Here is an 18880-nt window from a genome sequence, read left to right on the forward strand (position 1 = left end):
AGTTGTAATTTAATTACAACTTATCCGGTTTACAACCGCCAAACACTCGGCTAGTATGCGGCTAAGTGTTGTAAAATTACATCTAATCAAGGGTCAGCTTCATGACAGCAACAGCACATTCTAATAAAGCCTGTGATCTCATTCTATTCGGCACCAAAGGCGATTTAGCGCGCCGCAAACTTCTGCCAGCCTTATACCAGCTGGAAATGGCGGGTTTACTGCATGCCGACAGCCGCATCACCGGCGTGGCCCGCGATGATCTGACGCAGGAAGGTTATCTCGAAGTTGTTGAAACTAACTTACAAAAATTCGTGAAAGAGCCGCTGGATGCCGATGTGCTGGCGCGGCTTAAAACCAAACTGCAATATGTCCAAATCGATTTAACCAAAGAGCAGGATTATCTGAAGCTGACTGATGTCACTGACATCAAAAACCGTATTCCGGTCAGTTACTTCGCGACTGCGCCTTCACTGTTCGGCAATATCTGTAAAGGCTTAGACGCTGCAGGTTTATCGGTGTTGCCGTCACGCGTGGTCTTAGAAAAACCAATTGGCCATTGTCTGGAATCGTCGAAAGTTATTAACGACGAAGTCGCCAAATATTTCAAAGAATCGCAAATCTACCGCATCGACCACTACTTAGGTAAAGAAACAGTGCTGAACTTATTAGCGCTGCGCTTTGCCAATGCCATTTTTGCGTCGAACTGGGATCACAACGCGATTGACCATGTACAGATCTCAGTGGCAGAAGAAGTTGGGGTTGAAGGGCGTTGGGGTTATTACGATGACGCCGGCCAAATGCGCGACATGGTGCAAAACCACTTGTTACAAGTGTTGTCGCTGATTGCGATGGAACCACCAGCCAGCCTTGATGCCGATAGTATCCGTGATGAAAAATTAAAAGTCCTGAAAGCGCTGCGGCCAATCAACCTGCAAAACGTGCAGGAAAAAACTGTGCGTGGCCAATATGCCGCCGGTTTTGTTGGCGGTAAGTCAGTTCCGGGTTATCTGGAAGAAGAAGACGCCCGGCCAAACAGCAAAACTGAAACTTTTGTCGCGATTAAAGTCGATATCGACAACTGGCGCTGGGCTGGCGTGCCGTTTTACCTGCGAACAGGCAAGCGGATGCCAAACAAAGTGTCGGAAGTGGTCATTTGCTTTAAGCCACAACCACACAATATTTTCCATGAAACTTATAAACAGTTGCCTGCCAATAAACTGATCATCCGGTTACAGCCAGATGAAGGCGTGGAAATTCAGATCATGAATAAAATTCCTGGTCTGGGCGAAAACATGCAGTTGCAGCAGAGCAAACTCGATTTAAGTTTTGATGAAACCTTTAAATCGCAGCGTATTGCTGACGCTTATGAGCGGTTGTTGTTAGAAGCGATGTTGGGTAACCAATATCTATTCGTCCGTCGGGATGAAGTCGAACAGGCCTGGAAATGGGTTGACGGTATTCTTGGCGCCTGGAAAGCCAACAACGAGCCGCCAAAATCTTATCAGGCGGGTACCTGGGGCCCGGTTGCTGCTATTTCTCTATTAGCACGTGATGACCGGAACTGGGACGAATAACCATGCAACTTCATCAATATGCCGACAGCAACGAACTCAATCAGGATTTTGCCAATCGATTGATTGCCATTTTAAGGGACGCCATTGCCAAACGTGGTGCCGCTTATTTAGTGGTATCAGGTGGCCGCACGCCACAGGGCTTGTTTTTAAAGTTAAACCAAGCTGATTTAGATTGGTCTAAAGTTACCATCACCCTGGCGGATGACCGGTTTTTGCCAGATAGCGAAGCCGATAGTAACGAGCGTCTGGTCAAAGCCAGTTTGTTACAGCAACAAGCTGGCGCAGCAACTTTTATTAGTTTGTACGCGCCAACAGCGACCGCAGAATTAGCGGTGCCGGAGTTACTGCAACGGGTAAAAAACCTGCCAACTTTTGATGCCGTTATTTTAGGCATGGGTGAAGATGGCCATACTGCGTCATTATTTCCATGCAGCAAGGAAATTTCACAAGGTCTGGCGTTAGAGGCGCCGGACTTACTGGCGGTGAATCCGACCACGGCGCCGTATCAGCGTATTTCCTTTAGTAAACAACGATTACTTAATAGCCGCGCGCTGTTTTTACATCTGGTTGGCGCTTCCAAGCTGACCGTATTAGAACAGGCGCAGGCCAGTCAGGACGAATTGGCGATGCCGATCCGTGCATTTATACACCACACCGTTCCAGAATTGGCGGTGATGTTCGCAGCCAAATAGAGGTCATCATGCATCCGGTTATCCAGCAAGTTACAGACAGGATCATGGCGCGCAGTGAAAAAAGTCGCGCTATTTATCTTCAGAGAATTGAACAAGCCCGTATTCGCGGCCCACATCGTGGCGCTTTAGCCTGCGGTAACCTTGCCCACGGCTTTGCTGCCTGTACCACTTCGGAAAAATCGGACTTACGCAGTCTGACCAAGGCCAATATCGGGATTATTTCAAGCTACAACGATATGTTGTCCGCGCATCAGCCTTATGAGACTTATCCAGCCATTATTAAACAAGCCATTGCCGACATCGGTAGCGTGGCGCAGTTCGCTGGTGGCGTGCCGGCGATGTGTGATGGTGTGACCCAGGGTCAGCCCGGCATGGAACTCAGTTTGTTAAGCCGCGACATTATCGCGATGTCAGCAGCTGTTGGCCTGTCGCACAATATGTTTGATGGCGGCCTGATGCTTGGGATCTGCGATAAAATTGTGCCGGGTTTATTGATGGCGTCGTTAAGTTTTGGTCATCTGCCATTTGTATTTATTCCAGCCGGCCCAATGCCGTCTGGTATTCCGAATAAAGAAAAAGCCCGGGTGCGTCAGCTGTATGCTGAAGGCAAAGTGGGTAAAGAAGAATTACTGGATTCAGAATCGGCTTCTTACCACAGTGCAGGTACCTGTACTTTCTATGGCACTGCCAACTCGAATCAGTTAGTGGTCGAAATGATGGGCCTGCATTTGCCAGGTTCGTCTTTTGTCAATCCTGGCACTGAACTGCGCGATGAATTGACCAAAGCGGCTGCGCGTCAAGTCACGCGGTTAACCGATTTAGGCACTGACTATATGCCGGTTGGCCATATCGTCGACGTCAAAGCCGTGGTCAACGGTATTGTAGGTTTGCTCGCGACCGGCGGTTCTACCAACCACACCATGCATTTGGTGGCGGTAGCTCGTTCTGCTGGTTTTATCGTGAACTGGGACGATTTTGCTGATTTATCCAATGCCACACCGTTATTAACGCGGATTTATCCAAACGGTCAGGCTGATATCAACCACTTCCAGCAAGCGGGTGGTATGGCGTTATTGATCAAAGAACTATTGGACGCTGGTTTATTGCATGAAGATGTCAATACCGTGGCCGGATTTGGTCTGCGTCGTTATACCCAGGTGCCAGTGATGCAAGATGGCAAACTGATGTGGATTGATGGCCCGACAACGTCTTTAGATGATTCAGTACTGTCGACTGTGGCCAAACCCTTTAAAGATCACGGTGGTTTGCAGGTGTTATCCGGCAACGTAGGCCGTGGCGTGATTAAAACATCGGCGCTGCGCCCAGGCACTGAAATTGTCAGAGGCCCAGCGGTGGTGTTCTCCAGTCAACATGAACTGGATGCCGCTTTTAAAGCCGGTGATTTGGATAAAGATTGTATCGTTGTGGTTCGTTTCCAGGGACCAAAAGCCTGTGGCATGCCAGAGCTGCATAAATTAACGCCGCCACTTGGTGTACTGCAAGACCGCGGTTTTCATGTGGCTTTAGTCACTGACGGCCGGATGTCAGGCGCCTCTGGTAAAGTACCAGCCGCTATCCATGTCACCCCGGAAGCGGTTGATGGTGGCGTGATTGCCAAAATTCAGACTGGCGACCTAATGCTGGTTGATGGCGAAACGGGCTTACTGCAAGTGTTTGTTTCTGATGAAGAACTCGCACAACGTACTGCGGCAACCCGCGATATGTCAGAAAGTTATTATGGGATGGGCCGGGAGATTTTCGGTGGTCTGCGTACCGTATTAACCGGTGCCGAGCAGGGCGCTTGTAGCCTGTTTACCACAGAGGAACATCTGCATGGTTAAGCATGCCATTGTCGCTGATATTGGCGGCACTAACGCCCGTTTTAGCCGGGTCAATCTGGAGACTCTAGCGCTTGATCACGTGGTGGTTTACCCATGTGCCGATTTTGCCACTCTGGCTTTGGCGCTCAATTATTACCGCACCGAGCAGCAACTGACGGAGATTGCCCATGTTGCAGTCGCCATTGCCTGTCCGGTGAATGGTGACCTGGTGAAAATGACCAACTTTTTCTGGCAGTTTTCGATCAGTGAAACCAAAGCCGAGCTGGGGCTGGCCGAATTTATTGTGCTGAATGACTTTACCGCAGTCGCCATGTGTTTACCGGCGTTAACCGCTTCGGAAAAAGTGAAGTTTGGTGCAGGTACTGCAGACGCAACCAAACCTATGGCAGTGCTTGGTGCTGGTACCGGTTTGGGAGTTGGCCATTTGATCCCAACAGCGCATGGTTACATTCCACTGCCAGGTGAAGGCGGTCATGTCGGCTGGACGGCGCAAAACGAACAGGAATGGTTTATTCAGCGTTATCTGGCCGCGCACTTTGGTCATGTCTCGCCGGAGCGGTTGTTATCTGGTCCTGGTATAGAAAGTTTGTATCTGGCAATTGCGGCTTATCGTGGCGTGACGACAGAGCCAAAAACTGCGGCTGACATCAGTCAACATGCTTTGGCCAAAACTGACGAACTGTGTAGTGCGGTGATCGCACAATTTTTTGCAAGTTTGGGTGGTTTAGCCGGTGATTTAGCCCTGACCTTAAGCACTTTTGGTGGTGTGTATGTCGGTGGTGGTATTGTTCCTAAATTATTACCTTTGCTCGAAGACAGTGAGTTTCGCAGCCGTTTTGAAGCAAAAGGCCGTTTTACCGACTTTAACCGGCAAATAGCCACTTATGTCGTGACTGCAGAGCAACCTGGTTTATTGGGCTGCGCTGTCTACTTAAAACAAATTCTGGCGAGTTAAACTTATGTCTTTTCAAAATTGGCAATTACAACCTGACATCCTGTTTGCACAAGGCCCGGTCGTGCCGGTGATTGTGATTAAAGATCTCGCCACGGCCGTGCCGCTGGCCAAAGCCTTATTGGCCGGTGGTATTAAAGTCCTGGAAGTCACACTACGGACACCAGTGGCTTTGGACGCAATTAAATTACTGTCGACTGAAGTGCCGGATGCTATTGTTGGCGCCGGTACGGTGACGACCGCCGAACAGCTACAAAAAGTGATTGATGCTGGTGCCAAATTTGCGATTAGCCCAGGGTTAACCCGTGAGTTATTAGCCGCCGGGAAAGAAGCGCCAATTCCGCTGATCCCAGGTATCGCGTCAATTTCTGAATTGATGGAAGGCACGGGCATGGGTTATACCCACTTTAAGTTTTTCCCAGCCGAAGCGGCAGGTGGTGTGAAGACGTTAAAATCAATTCATGGCCCGTTTTCCGATATCCGCTTTTGCCCAACCGGCGGTATCAACGAGAAAAACTTCCTCGAATATTTAGCGCTGCCGAACGTACGTTGTGTTGGCGGCTCCTGGATAGTACCGGATGATGCCATTGCTAATGGTGAATGGGATCGCATTACCCAGCTTTGTGTAGAAGCAGTGGCCAAAGCGAAGACTGTGAATTAATTACACCCGCCTAACATTGCTGCTATAGAGTGGCGAATAAAACTAAAAAGCTCTGCAAAGTCAGAGCTTTTTTTATTTCTGGCTGTTCGGGCTGATCTCGTTAATACTTTTCGTTATGTGTCATTGCTCAGACTAGCTGATGAAACCCGAAGATCATGTTGAAGTAATGACGGCGGTTCAACAATCTGTATTAGCACCTTCAGTTTACATCGCAATTTTTGGCGCTCGCGTGATGCCTGATGGCTCGCCCAGTGGCAGCTTAAGTCGGCGAATTGAAGGGGCTTACCAGTGTTCATTGCGTCAGCAGCAGCAGCCATGCTTTTTTGTCAGCGGTGGCACCTCGGATCTGACAATTCCCACTGAAGCTGCAGTGATGGCGCGGGTGCTGATGGCAAAAGGTGTCGCCAGCAGTCATTTGGTTCAGGATCATCAATCCAGCGATACCTTAGATTCTGTGCTGATTGCTGCCAAAGTGTTGTCGAAACAAATCCCGATTTTAGTCTGCAGCGACAATTACCATGTACTTCGGATCACCATATTGCTGCGGATGGTAGGTTTTAAAGCTAAACCGGTGTGGATTAGCTCCGGCAGAGCTGCAACGGGTAATGCCCGTTGGTGCTATATGTGGTTTCGCGACCTTGTTGCTACGCTCTATGACTCCTTGCTGTTGAGTTATCACCTGTTACGAAAGGAATAACGTGATGAACGACACCAAAAAATTGAACTGGCTGTATTTCTACTACGCAGGTCTGGCCGTGTTGCTATTTGTGTTGGCTGGCGTGAATAGTCATTTCAAAGTGATGCCGGAGCGGGTCAGTATGGCACTGGTGTCGCTTGGTATTGCAGTAGTGCTGTTTGGAATTTTTGAGTCTGTGGCCAAAGTTGCTGTGGGCGAAACGTCAAAACTTGGTAAAACCTTTAGTTTAGGCGGCGCTGCAGCTGGATTTTTTATTGTGTTTCATATGCTTGAGCCATCTTCAGTGATCGATGACGACGCAAAGCCGGTGGTCAATGATGTCGCGGTGTTTGATGTGGTCTTTACCGCGCCGCTGAATAAAGAACCGGCCATTGAACATTTTAGCGATCTCGAATTACGGGTCACCCAGACCGAACCTGCATCGACCTACCAAAACTATCCGTTGCTACCGACCGAAAGTATTGGCCGCAAAATCGGTCAGTACGAGCTCAAAGAGCGCAGTTTGAAACAGATTGGTGATCAGTATCAGGCACTGTTAAAACGCAAAGTACTGGACAGTTTTGTCGGGATGCCCGGTGACATTCCAAAATTTAATATTTGTTTTATCCGCGCCGCGCTTGGCCCAATCAGTGCTAAGTTTGCCTGTGATGGCACTTCTTGTAAGCTGGATGAATTGTCAAAAAACATCAAAGGTTGTGACGCGCCGCAGACGCATATGGACTGGCAGTTGTTTGATCAGGCCTACGCCAGTGCTGTTTTTGCCAGCACCACCGCGATTGGCTGGATCACACCATCGCTGGATACACTCAAAGAAAACTACCAACAACAGCGTAATACCTACGTTGAGTTTACGGTCGCTGCGGAAAGTCTACGGTTGCCCGAAACTGCCGATGCTTATAGCTATCAACTAACGGTCAATGAGCAACCGGTGTTTATTAATGGCTGGACTGAAGCCGAAACGCTCAGCGTGTTTGATCCCAAACAGCCATTTCAACTTAATTTTGGTTTACAGAACTTAGATTTTTCCGGGGCCGATTTTGGTCAGGAAAACCTGCAGCTGACGTTAACTTTTTATGCCGCCGGTGACAAAGTCCGTACCGATATCATCAATCGCAATTACATTGCGCTGCGTACTGTGCAGCCCGTCAGTACCGTAGAAAACGATGTGCATTACCATTGGTCCGGGCAACAATATTTTGGACTAAGTGACGGCTTTGAAGTTTTTATTTGGTCATCGACCAACGCTGAAGAAATTGTGCAGCGGCGCAAAAAATTCTTTGATGAAGCGAAGTTAACTTATCAAGGCGGCAAAGTGGTGGCGGTGGTGCGGCCGCCCCTGAGTCAAAATCAGAATTATGGTCTGGTATTGGGGCTGGTTGACGATGCTGGGCGGATTGATTTCACGTTTCCGAAAGCGACCGCGACAGAGATTGCCAGCTGGCTGCGTACCGAAGTGGCGCCGCTCAAAACCGCGGTCAGGCCGGAGACCAACCGGCAGCATCCGCTGATCAAAGACGTGAATCTTTATCAGATTGGTCACTGAGGGTAATTTAACGATCGCCGACCTGTGAACGTGGCAACTGAAGCTTTTGCGTCGGCTGCTGCGTCACGGCAATCATCGAAAGTGCGGTATCAAGCGCCGCCCATAGTTTTGGATTTAAACATTGCGTGACATTCACCCGCATAAAACTATCAGCATCTGGCTGCAAACTAAAATGGCCGCCTGGTGCCAGAATGATATGTTGCCGTTCCAGCATTGCAGTTAACGCATTGGCGCTGACCCCAGATGGCAGTTTTAACCACAATAGATAACCGGCATCCGGTTGATGCCATAACATGAAACCGCGTTTTTTCAATTGCGGGATCACTTGCTGCATTGCTTCTTGCAGCCGTTTACGCAATTGCTCCAGATGACGACGGTAGGCGCCACCGGTCAGCACCTGATAGACCACCCGTTCTACTGACTGCGATGTAGAAGATCCGGTAATTAGCTTTAAATCAGTCAGACTAGCAATTTGCGCCGGACTGGCGGCGATATAACCGACCCGCAAATCAGCGGAAATGGTTTTTGATAAACTGCCGAGATAAATGCCACGCGCTAAACCAGTCAAACTGGCATAACGAATGGCCGGTTGTTGTTCAAAATCGGCATAAATATCATCTTCAAGCAACAAACATTGATGTTGGTGCAGCAGTTCCAGCACTGCAAAGGCTTTTTGCGGACTGACGCAAGTGCCCACCGGGTTCGACAATACTGAATTGGTCAGATAAGCCTTTGGCTGATGCTCGGTCAATAAGGCGGCTAATACGGGTAGATCCGGGCCATCTTGCTGGCGTGGCAAAGGCAAAATAGTCAGATGGTGCAGTCGCAGCACGGCGAAAAAATTGTAAAAACCGGGGTCGTCAACCAGCACGGCATCACCGGGTTTTAAGTACAGTCGCAGACATAAGTCCAGCGCATGGGTGGCGCTGGAGGTCAGTAACAATTGCTGCGGCTCGGCCTGAATATTCAGTTGCGCCAGTCGCTCGGATAAATAACGGCGCAGCAACACATTGCCTTGCGCCGGACCATAATCGGACAATGACTGTGGTTGCCGTGCTACTTCACGCATTGCTTGTTTAATTGCCGCTCCCGGCAACCACTCCGGTGTCAGCCAACCTGCGCCAGGTTTGATCACCGCGTTGTCGCGCTGCAATGTCTGACGCATTAGCGCCACATCACCCGCTAAGGCACTTTGTCCGGCGTTGGCTTCGGATAACATCGCCACCGGCTGTACTTTTGCCACATAAACACCGCTGCCAGGCCGACTGACCACCAGCGATTCGGCGGCCAGTTTTTCATAAAGCTCGGCCACAGTGAATTTGCTGACTTGCAGTTGTAGTGCTAAGCCTCTGATCGAAGGTAATTTGGTGCCGGCAGGCCAACTGCCATGCGCAATAGCGGCGCGGGCATAACCCAGCAATTGTTTTGACCAGGCTTCATTGCTGCTTTTATCCAGCAACCAGTGTTGAAAGGCGATTGTCATGGCTTTTTTACCTGTACAGTCTGGGCGAATAGCATGCAACTGTCCTGATTGTCTGGAATGATTGTCCTTTATAGTACCTGCTCCAGAGAATGTCCAGCAGGAGCAGCTATGCAATCGGTCAGCACGCAACGGGAGTCAGCTCCCATCTTAATTTCAGCCACTGTCATGACACCGCAATCTTCGGCAGCGCCTGCAGCACCAGCAGCCGCAACGAACAGTGCAGCGCCGATCCCAGCCAAGCAACTGGCGCAAGGCATGTTTTGGGGCGCGCTTGGGGTGTTGATGTTTTCTGGCGGTATTCCGGCAACAAGACTCGCCGTAGCCGAATTGCCAGTGATGTTTGTTGGGGCAGGCCGTGCATTGGCGGCAGCCTTACTCAGTGTGCTGTTGTTATTGGCACTTCGGCAAAAAGTTCCAGCCAGACAACATTGGCCAGCGTTGGCCGTGGTGGCGTTTGGGGCGGTGTTTGCGTATCCAATTTTTTCGGCGATTGCGATGCAAACTGTTGATGCCAGTCATGGCACTTTAGTCAGCAGTATTATGCCGCTATTTACCGCGATATTTGGTGCCTGGCTCAGTAAACAATGGCCAAGAATCGGCTTTTGGCTGTGTGCGCTCGTTGGGGCAGCCGCTGTTATGCTGTATGCAGCAAGTACAGCCAGCGATGCATTAGCCGGTGGCATTGCCAGCGGCGATTGGTGGTTAGTGCTGGCCTGTTTTTGCTGTGGTTTAAGTTACGCTCAAGGCGGCATATTGGCCCGACATATCGGTAGTTGGCAGGTGATTTGTTGGGCATTGGTGTTTTCGTTGCCGTTGTTGCTGCCACTGTGTTGGTATTTTCAGCCCAGCAATTATGATGTCAGTCTCAACAGCTGGCTCGGTTTTGGTTATCTGGCAGTGTTCAGCATGTTTTTGGGATTTTTCGCCTGGTACAAAGGGCTGTCAACCGGCGGCGTAGCGCAAGTCAGTCAGCTGCAATTACTGACGCCTTTTTTGGCTTTCTGCTGGGCGGCGTTATGGCTTGGTGAATCGATCAGCCTCGCACAGTGGCTGATGGCCAGTGTGGTGGTGCTGACCATTGCGATTGGCCGGAAACTGGCATGACAATTTGATGAATTTTGCCACAACAAAGCTGCGACAATAGGGTATTACATTGTGATCTGGCGCTAAAAAGCGTATAGTGGCGCGCCTTTTTAAGGGCGTATCCCGGATTGGTGCTGCACAGGCAGTGACGCAATCCGGGCCATTATTTTCTGTTGCAGATTGATTCTGCGGCAACTCAGCCAGGCGATGAACACGTGATAGCAACCGCAAATATTACTATGCAATTTGGCGCTAAGCCGCTGTTTGAAAACATCTCGATTAAATTTGGTTCTGGCAATCGTTATGGCCTGATCGGTGCCAACGGTTGTGGTAAATCCACTTTTATGAAGATTTTAAGCCGCGAACTGGACCCAAGTGCCGGTATTGTGATGGTTGAGCCTAATATGCGCGTGGCGAAATTACATCAGGATCAGTTTGCTTTTGAACAGTTCAGCGTAATTGATACCGTCATTATGGGCCACGCTGAGTTATGGCGGGTGAAAGCCGAACGGGATCGCATTTACTCCAGTGCCGAAATGAGCGAAGAAGACGGCATGCTGGTCGCCGATTTAGAAGTTGCTTTTGGTGAAATGGACGGTTACACCGCTGAATCCCGTGCTGGTGAGTTACTGATCGGTGTTGGTATTCCGGTAGAACAACATTTTGGCTTGATGTCATCGGTTGCGCCGGGCTGGAAACTGCGGGTGTTATTAGCGCAGGTGTTGTTCGCCAATCCTGAAATCATGTTATTGGACGAACCAACGAACAACTTGGACATCCATACCATTCACTGGCTTGAAGATGTGTTGTCTGAGCGTAACTGCACCATGATTATCATTTCGCACGACCGCCACTTCTTAAACTCAGTTTGTACCCACATGGCTGACTTAGACTACGGCGAATTACGCGTGTACCCAGGCACTTACGATGATTACATGTTCGCCGCTACACAAGCGCGTGAACGTCTGTTATCAGACAACGCCAAGAAAAAAGCCCAAATCGCTGAACTGCAAACCTTCGTCAGTCGTTTCTCTGCTAACGCGTCTAAAGCACGTCAGGCGACTTCTCGTGCCAAACAAATTGATAAAATTCAATTGGATGAAGTAAAAGCGTCCAGCCGGGTCAACCCATTTATTCGTTTTGAACAGCAAAAGCAGCTGTACCGGATGGCATTAGAAGTTGAAGGTCTGAATAAGAGTTTTGGTGCATTGCACTTGCTAAAAGACTTAAGCCTGAATATCGAAGTTGGCGAAAAAGTAGCGATCCTTGGTACCAACGGTATCGGTAAATCGACCTTGTTAAAGTGTCTGGTTGGCGAATTAAAAGCTGAATCTGGCATGGTGAAATGGTCGGAAAACTGTAACATCGGTTATTACGCTCAGGATCACGAATATGAATTCGCTGAAGAGATGACGGTATTCGACTGGATGGCGCAGCATAAGCAGCCTTCAGATGACGAGCAGGCAGTACGTGGCATTTTAGGCCGCTTGTTGTTTTCTCAAGATGACATCAAGAAAAAAGTCAAAGTGTTGTCAGGTGGTGAAAAAGGCCGGATGTTATTTGGTAAGTTAATGCTGCAACGGCCAAATATTCTGGTGATGGATGAACCAACCAACCACCTGGATATGGAATCGATTGAATCGTTAAACATGGCGCTGGAAATGTACAAAGGCACCTTGTTATTCGTCAGCCATGACCGCGAGTTCGTGTCATCGCTGGCCACCCGGATCATTGAAATCACCGATAAAGATACCCGTAACTTCGTCGGTACCTATGACGATTACCTGGCGCAGACGTTAGCTCAAGGCTAATACATAGCAGCTATGTTGTTGAATGCTTAATACCAAAAAACCAGTCCGTTACCGTGACTGGTTTTTTTTCGCCTGAAATTAAAGCCGCTAGTCAGCGAGACCTTCCGCCAGCTGATAGTTAATTGCCAGCACTAAATCAACATCTAAATCACTCAGTGGCAACTGCAGCTGCTCTAACACCAGCTGCGCCAGTTCCAAAATTTGCTGACGTAAATCGGTTGGGAAGGGATGTTGTTCGTCCAGCAGCAAAGCGCGGATGGTTACCCAGAGTTCACGTTGATCGGCGACAGCTTGTAACAGCACAAACACATCATCTTGCGCCACCGCTTGTTCCAGCTGATAACAGCGCTGCAGCAACAACTGCCGCTCCAGCGCTTTGGTGCTGCTGACCATCAAACGGGTTTGTTGATAAGCAGCAATGGCGTTTTTCATTGGCGTTGGTTAAGCAATAGTTCTAACGCAACAGCGCCAGCAACGGATTTGACGCGCCACTATTACTGTTGTTGTTCGGCGACAACCCACCGAACTGCGATTTTAATAACTGCGAAGTTTCCCGGGCTTTTTCCAGTGCTTGACTGCGTTGTTGTTCGCGCTCGGCTGAGACTTCAACACCGCCATTTTTCGCCGCATCCAGCCGTTTCACAGCTTTGGCCACCGCGGTACTGGTTTCCAGTTTTTGATCAACATTGGCTTCGACTTTTTTCAGTCGGGCAGCGGTGTCGCGGGTATTTTTCTCGGCGTTGGCCAGACTGCCAGCCTGACTTTCATTGCCTTGCAGCAGCGCTTTGGCATCGGCGGCTGATCCGAGTTTTTCTGGCAGTCCAAGTGCTTTTGCTGACTTACTGCTTTGAATGTCCAGTTGACCACCACGGGTATTAGTCGCAGTGGTGAGGGCTTTGTCATCAGTCAGCAGGTTGGTTTTTTGGGCGTCGGACTTTTGGCCGCCAGATGTTTGAGCCGCAGATTTTTGATCACCAGTTCTAACAGACGCCTGTTCCTGGCTTTTGATAATGCCTTCGCGCAATTTTGAATAATCAGCCTGCAGCTTTTCGCGATCTTTACTAGCTAAGTTGTCATCGGACAATTTGGTGGCAATGTCGCGGACTTGCTTCAGCGATTCATCAATCTTAGTATTGGCGGTCGCGGCCGATGTCACGGCAGATTTGGCATTGGATAAGCTTTGTTGCACCGCGGTATAACGTTCGGTTTCGGCACTAACCGCTGGCTTGGGTTTTGTTGGTGCGGCAGGAATAGCCGCTGTAGAGTTTGAACCTAAGGTTGCCAAATTCGTTGGTGCCACTGGCGCTTGATAAGACGTCGGCGAAACCGGGCTATTGGAGACTGAATTAGTGGAAACTGGCGCAACCATGGTCTGAAGTCCAAGCCATACATTAGATAAAGCTAAGTGTACGCATAAACCAGCAGCTACGCACTGAAAAGCGGCAAAAAATTGCCGCTATATCATTAATCATCCAGGTTCGAATTGCGGCCAGAATGCTGGATCCGATCAATCACGATCACCGACGCCAACAGCTGAGCGGTTAACGATGGCTCAAAAATTTCTACACCATAAGTATCTGACCAGCTGAACCAAGCCTTTGATATCGCAGCCAGTGGTGTGCCATTGCGACTAATTTTATACTCGTGTTGCCACAGATTACCGTTAATTTCGAGCTCACCAGCCGGGCCGGTGATGGTAAAACGGCTGGTCCAGAACGGCCAAAAACATTTACGGATCAACCACTCGCTGCCATCGGCACACAACAGTTTGCAGGCCGGCAACAGCGTCAGATATTTACGTTTAATCTTTAGCAGCTCGTTACCACGTTGGTCATATAACGTCTGGCTGCTGGAAATGCTAAAGAATTTTCCTTTGGCGGTGATCACCACCTGGCCGGTTTCATCTTCAATTTCGAAACTATCCGTCAGACTGAATATTTTTTGTTTAATCAGGTATTTCATCCTTGCTCCTTTGTACGACCCGCAGGTGATGTGTTTTGGCACCTTAGCTATTTACGGTATTGAATTTATAGCAAAAAGAAAGGGGATGCCAGAGGTTGATTTGTTCCTGTTGCGCCACCACAACTTGTGATAACTGATATTTATTCGCTATGTTTCTTGTAGCTTTGACTACTCACAACCTGACAGGTGATTTGATGAAAATTAATATTGGTATTGAAGAAAGCGACCGTAAAGACATTACCGCTGGCTTGTCGGCGCTGTTGGCCGACACTTACACTTTATATTTGAAAACCCATAATTATCATTGGAATGTCACAGGCCCGATGTTTCAGGGTTTACATACCTTATTTGAAACTCAGTACACTGAGCTGGCACTTGCGGTGGATTTAATCGCCGAGCGGATCCGTGCTTTAGGGGAATTTGCACCGGGTTCTTACAAAGAATTTGCCAAATTGACCAGCATTAAAGAAGCCGAAGGGCACTCAACTGCTGATGAAATGATTAAAGATTTGGTCAAAGGCCAGGAAGCGATTGCCAAAACCGCTCGTTCTATCGTGCCGGTCGCTGATAAAGCTTCGGACGAACCGACTTTAGATTTATTGACGCAACGGATGCAAATTCATGAAAAAAATGCCTGGATGTTGCGTAGCCTGATTAGTTAAGCCCGAGTTAGTAAAACAAGAGTTAGCGAATCCAGCATCTGAAAAAGCCAAAAAATAAGCCAATAAAGTCACTGCACCGGCAAAGCTGCAGTGACTTTATTGTTGATAAAACATCAAAGTCAGTGTTCACCAAAATAATTTCAGAAAATTCCGCCATAAACACCGGTAACCCCTTTCATTCGGTATTCAGCATCGCTTAGGATGGAGCAACAGTTAGATGTTCCAGGGGGAGTTATGTTTTTTAACGGTGCGCTAAAAAAAGAAAATGAAGAACTAAGACAACAACTTAAAGACTCACAACAACAGCTCCATGCCAATAAACAACAACATCAGCACGAAGTTGCGGAAATGCATCAGCACCAACAGCTGCTGACATTAGAGTTACAGACCGCGCAGCAACTCAATACCGTGCAACAGCAAGGTGCTGAAACGCTGACCATGATCCAGGATACGGTAAACGAACTGGCCGGCAACCTGATTGATGAGCGCACGGCGCTGGCGAAACTGGAAGATATTTTCGGTCAAACCCAATCTGCGATCCGCACGCTGGAAACCCGCGCTGTTCACATCACCGAACACGCCAATCAAAGCGCCGATACGGCAAATGTGCTGGATGGCACCGCGAGTTCGATTACCCAGTTAATTTCCAGTATTCAGGAAATTTCCGATCAAACGAACTTGCTGGCGCTGAACGCGGCGATTGAAGCAGCGCGTGCCGGGGAAGCAGGACGTGGTTTTGCAGTGGTCGCCGATGAAGTACGACAACTCGCTAAAAAAGCCAACGAAGCCAGTAAACAAATTGAAAGTTTGATCCGAAAAGTGATTGAACAAACCAATAATATCAAAGCAATGGTGTCGCAAAGCCAGCAAAGCGCGGCCGATGTGGCGCTATCATCAAAACAGATTGATACCGTGGTCAGCCAGGTGATTGATCGCTCAGAAGCGATGAAAAAGCTGATCCGCAGCACGACGACGCTGACTTATCTGAATGGCTTAAAGCTGGATTACGCCAGTTTTAAAGCGCTGGTTTATCAGGCGTTATCGTCGGAACAGCCGTTACCAGCTTCTCATGCTGAGAAAAAGTACAATAACTGGTGCACCAGCAGTGGTTACGGTTATAAGCATTATGGCCAGCTGCAAAGTTTCCGCAGCATCGAGCAACCACACCGTGGTGTGCATGAAGCGGCAAAAGCGGCCTTCGCAGCACGTCAGAATCAGGACAGTGCCGGTTTTAACCGGGCTTTGAATCAACTGGAACAAAGTAGTCAACAAGTGGTGCAGGCGATCGCCAGATTGCAGCAAGACGTATTAAGCGCCTGAAATCTTAGCTTGACGCGTAAAAAGCCTGAGTCATCAAACTCAGGCTTTTTTGTTTGTGTTGATCGGTCGCTGTTTATTCCACTTCCAATAACATCTTTAGCAGTGCATTGATTTCCATTATAAGGCGTCGCTTAATTTGAGCAGTTTGGCACTTTGCTGCAGTTGACTGCTGAGTTGTTGCTGTTGATAGGCCTGGGTGGCAAGTTCGGTCATCGCTAAATCAGTAGCGCTGGCGCTGTGGTTAATATCATCCAGAGCGGCGCTGATCTCGCTGCTGCGCAGTACTTCGGCATCACTGAGCCTGGCAATCATCGCACTGGCATCAACAATCAGCGCGATGGCGTCGCGGGTTTGTGTCAGCGCTTGTTCGGTATGCAATGCTTTGTCCAGACAATCGCGGGCCGTTTGCTGCTCTTGCTCCAGCCCGGCGGTGGTGTTTTTCACCGAGAGACTTAAACGGTCTAGCATCAACTGGATTTCCTTGGTCGCAAGCTCAGTACCGGCCGAAAGCCGACGCACTTCGTCTGCCACCACCGCAAAACCGCGGCCATGCTCGCCGGCGCGGGCGGCTTCGATGGCGGCATTCAATGCCAGCAAATTGGTTTGTTCTGCCACGCCCCGGATCGTATCCAGCACCTGGACGATATCGTTGGCGGCCAGCTGCAACGATCCCATGCTGTGCGTGGAATGCTCGACCTGTGTGGCCAGATGGCGAATAAAATCAGTCAGTTGTAACACTTGCTGTTGACCAGCGGCCGATCCGGTATTGGCGACGGTCGCAGCGCTCGCCGCTTGTTGTAATTGCAGCTGCATCTGTTGCTGCGCCTGCTGGCTCTGTACCGCCACCTGTTGTAACTGCAGCAAGGCACTTTTTTGCTGATGGACATCATCTTTACACTGCTGGCTAATCAACAGCTGCGCGCCGGACTGCTGATGATTACTGGCACTGGCCGCCAGCATTTGTTGCAGTAGCGCCGACAACTTACCAAATAACTGATTTAAGCCGCTGGCCATGGCTTTGATTTCAAATTCACCTTGCTCAGCGAAATGCAACGACAAGTCATGATTGCTGGCCGCGGTAGCGAGTTGGCCGGACAAATTGGCCATTGGTGCCGCAATAGCCCGGCCAAACCGATAAGCGAAACCTAAAGCACAGAGGCTCAGCAGCAGCACTGTGAATACACTAAACCAAAGAATATTGCTACCAAGTTCAGCCAACGCGGCATAAGCTTCACTTTTGTCTTGTTGAGTGATCAGAGCATAGGTATCGCCGCCAATCTGCACAGGTTGGTAATTGAGTAGCACCGGAATGCCTCGATAATCAACCGTTTCAGTATGTCCGGACTTACCTTGTAAGGCGGCGTTTACTTCGGCACTTTGCAGTTTGAGTTTGCCCGACAAGCCATAGTGATCGGCAACGGCGCCGATATCCGGGTATTTGCCATAAAATTCGTTGCTGTTACTCAGTTGTGGCCGTAAAGCGCTGACCAGCAAATGGTTATTGCCAACCAGGTAACTTTCACCGCTGTGGCCAAGCCCAATGTCGGCCCAGCGTTGTTGATTGGTGGTTAAATCCGTCAGCGCCTGCACCGGTAGTTGCAGCACTAAAGCACCAATCGGCAGATCGGATCCCGATAACGAATTAAACACCGGCGCCACCATAAACAGCACTTGTTGTTCAAAATAGCCGGCAAAGGCGGTTGGCTTAGAGACCAGCCATTGTTGTTGTGGTTTAGCCAGCACCTGTTTCACCGTAGCTGCCAGAGCAGTACTGGCAAATGCACCATCTTTTAACGAAGTGGCAAAAACCGGACTTTTCGCCACTGAATACACCACATTCAGGCCTTTGGCTTCCACCAGATACAGCTCTTGTAGCTGGTACCTTTGGGTGACTTCCAGAAAACTCTGATGATACTTTTTATGCTGCTGGCCATACACCGAGCCATCAGCGCGATCGGTTAATGCGCTGAGTTTGTCCGGCGTATGCTCGTTGGTTTGCAAGTAATAATGTTGTAATAACAAGGTTTCCTGACTGGCGCTTTTTAGCCATTTATCAAACGGCAGCTGCAGAGTAGGATTAATACTGTTGGCATAAGATTGATATTTTTGTTGATACCATTGCAACATGCCGGCTTTCAGCGCTTGTTCGCCCGGGTTTGCCACTTCGTAGCGATAAGAAGAAAAGGGACGTTCCATTGCATAAAGCGCATCCTGGGTGGTGCGGTTTTTAGCAAGACTCAGTAATAAATCACGTTGGCTGTTGATAAATAAGGTTAAAGCTTGTTCACGGCCTTTGGCCACTGCGGTAAATTGTTGTTCGACGGCGGTTAATAACGCTTGTTGTGCTTTGTCTTGCGCCAGATAGGCTGTGACGCTCACGGCGCTGACGACACCTAACAACATAGCTGCGGCCATGGTCAACATTAACTTTTGTGCAATCTTCATACAACCTCAAAGGACAACAGTTTAAAGACCGGCGCAGCTTAGTAAGTTCCCATGACAAATTTATTACAAGGCGGCAGTTTAGATGTCCATTTAAATTAAAGTCACACTGGTAATAACTAATCGACATATGCTTAGCTCTTTTGGTTCTTTATAA

16 protein-coding genes are annotated in these 18880 nt (G+C 49.1%); 11 read left to right on the top strand and 5 right to left on the bottom strand.

Annotated features, from left to right (window positions below):
• Positions 1 to 101 precede the first annotated feature (101 nt).
• The 7 genes from zwf (at position 102) to EOE67_RS12370 (ending at position 7960) form a co-directional block, all read left to right on the top strand.
• Complete coding sequence (zwf, locus tag EOE67_RS12340; RefSeq protein ID WP_127699384.1) at positions 102 to 1574, top strand: glucose-6-phosphate dehydrogenase; 1473 nt, start codon at positions 102 to 104, stop codon at positions 1572 to 1574.
• 2 nt (positions 1575 to 1576) lie between these two features.
• The gene (gene pgl / locus EOE67_RS12345; RefSeq protein ID WP_127699385.1) at positions 1577 to 2266 is read left to right on the top strand and encodes a 6-phosphogluconolactonase; all 690 of its coding nucleotides are present in this window, start codon (positions 1577 to 1579) and stop codon (positions 2264 to 2266) included.
• 8 nt (positions 2267 to 2274) lie between these two features.
• On the top strand, positions 2275 to 4107 hold the full coding sequence (gene edd, locus EOE67_RS12350; RefSeq protein WP_127699386.1) for a phosphogluconate dehydratase: 1833 nt from the start codon (positions 2275 to 2277) through the stop codon (positions 4105 to 4107).
• Positions 4100 to 5062 (top strand): glucokinase, encoded by a 963-nt coding sequence (gene glk / locus EOE67_RS12355; protein WP_127699387.1) that lies wholly within the window; start codon positions 4100 to 4102, stop codon positions 5060 to 5062. Before edd ends, glk begins: the two co-directional genes overlap by 8 nt.
• Positions 5063 to 5066: 4 nt before the next feature.
• Positions 5067 to 5720: a bifunctional 4-hydroxy-2-oxoglutarate aldolase/2-dehydro-3-deoxy-phosphogluconate aldolase gene (locus EOE67_RS12360; protein WP_127699388.1), complete on the top strand. Its 654-nt coding sequence runs from the start codon at positions 5067 to 5069 to the stop codon at positions 5718 to 5720.
• Positions 5721 to 5859: 139 nt separating this feature from the next.
• Positions 5860 to 6417 carry a YdcF family protein gene (locus EOE67_RS12365; RefSeq protein ID WP_127699389.1) on the top strand — a complete coding sequence of 186 codons (558 nt, stop codon included), beginning with the start codon at positions 5860 to 5862 and terminating at the stop codon, positions 6415 to 6417.
• Between the two features lie 4 nt (positions 6418 to 6421).
• Positions 6422 to 7960, top strand: coding sequence for a hypothetical protein (locus EOE67_RS12370; protein ID WP_127699390.1), 1539 nt, complete (start codon positions 6422 to 6424; stop codon positions 7958 to 7960).
• 7 nt (positions 7961 to 7967) lie between these two features.
• On the opposite strand, the gene EOE67_RS12375 is transcribed toward EOE67_RS12370, so the two are convergent.
• On the bottom strand, positions 7968 to 9443 hold the full coding sequence (locus tag EOE67_RS12375) for an aminotransferase-like domain-containing protein (RefSeq protein WP_127699391.1): 1476 nt from the start codon (positions 9441 to 9443) through the stop codon (positions 7968 to 7970).
• A 108-nt stretch (positions 9444 to 9551) separates the two neighbouring features.
• Here EOE67_RS12375 and EOE67_RS12380 point away from each other — a divergent pair, with 108 nt between their 5' ends.
• Both EOE67_RS12380 and EOE67_RS12385 read left to right on the top strand, forming a co-directional pair.
• Positions 9552 to 10547 (top strand): DMT family transporter, encoded by a 996-nt coding sequence (locus tag EOE67_RS12380; RefSeq protein ID WP_164852314.1) that lies wholly within the window; start codon positions 9552 to 9554, stop codon positions 10545 to 10547.
• Positions 10548 to 10741: 194 nt separating this feature from the next.
• Positions 10742 to 12337 (top strand): ABC-F family ATPase, encoded by a 1596-nt coding sequence (locus EOE67_RS12385; RefSeq protein ID WP_068065464.1) that lies wholly within the window; start codon positions 10742 to 10744, stop codon positions 12335 to 12337.
• 87 nt (positions 12338 to 12424) lie between these two features.
• Here EOE67_RS12385 and EOE67_RS12390 read toward each other — a convergent pair whose 3' ends face one another.
• The 3 genes from EOE67_RS12390 to EOE67_RS12400 form a co-directional block, all read right to left on the bottom strand.
• Positions 12425 to 12769 carry a flagellar biosynthesis regulator FlaF gene (locus EOE67_RS12390; RefSeq protein WP_127699393.1) on the bottom strand — a complete coding sequence of 115 codons (345 nt, stop codon included), beginning with the start codon at positions 12767 to 12769 and terminating at the stop codon, positions 12425 to 12427.
• Between the two features lie 22 nt (positions 12770 to 12791).
• Positions 12792 to 13706 carry a hypothetical protein gene (locus tag EOE67_RS12395; protein ID WP_127699394.1) on the bottom strand — a complete coding sequence of 305 codons (915 nt, stop codon included), beginning with the start codon at positions 13704 to 13706 and terminating at the stop codon, positions 12792 to 12794.
• Between the two features lie 95 nt (positions 13707 to 13801).
• The gene (locus tag EOE67_RS12400) at positions 13802 to 14299 is read right to left on the bottom strand and encodes an LURP-one-related/scramblase family protein (protein WP_127699395.1); all 498 of its coding nucleotides are present in this window, start codon (positions 14297 to 14299) and stop codon (positions 13802 to 13804) included.
• Between the two features lie 194 nt (positions 14300 to 14493).
• Between EOE67_RS12400 and EOE67_RS12405 the strand changes: the two genes are divergently transcribed.
• Entirely contained in the window at positions 14494 to 14961 is a 468-nt protein-coding gene (locus EOE67_RS12405) for a Dps family protein (RefSeq protein WP_127699396.1), read from the top strand.
• Between the two features lie 234 nt (positions 14962 to 15195).
• Positions 15196 to 16281, top strand: a complete 1086-nt coding sequence (locus tag EOE67_RS12410; RefSeq protein WP_164852315.1) for a methyl-accepting chemotaxis protein — start codon at positions 15196 to 15198, stop codon at positions 16279 to 16281.
• Between the two features lie 117 nt (positions 16282 to 16398).
• On the opposite strand, the gene EOE67_RS12415 is transcribed toward EOE67_RS12410, so the two are convergent.
• Positions 16399 to 18726 (bottom strand): methyl-accepting chemotaxis protein, encoded by a 2328-nt coding sequence (locus EOE67_RS12415; protein WP_127699398.1) that lies wholly within the window; start codon positions 18724 to 18726, stop codon positions 16399 to 16401.
• Between the last annotated feature and the right edge of the window lie 154 nt (positions 18727 to 18880).

This window comes from Rheinheimera riviphila, assembly GCF_004005945.1.
GTDB classification, from domain to species: Bacteria; Pseudomonadota; Gammaproteobacteria; order Enterobacterales; family Alteromonadaceae; genus Pararheinheimera; species Pararheinheimera riviphila.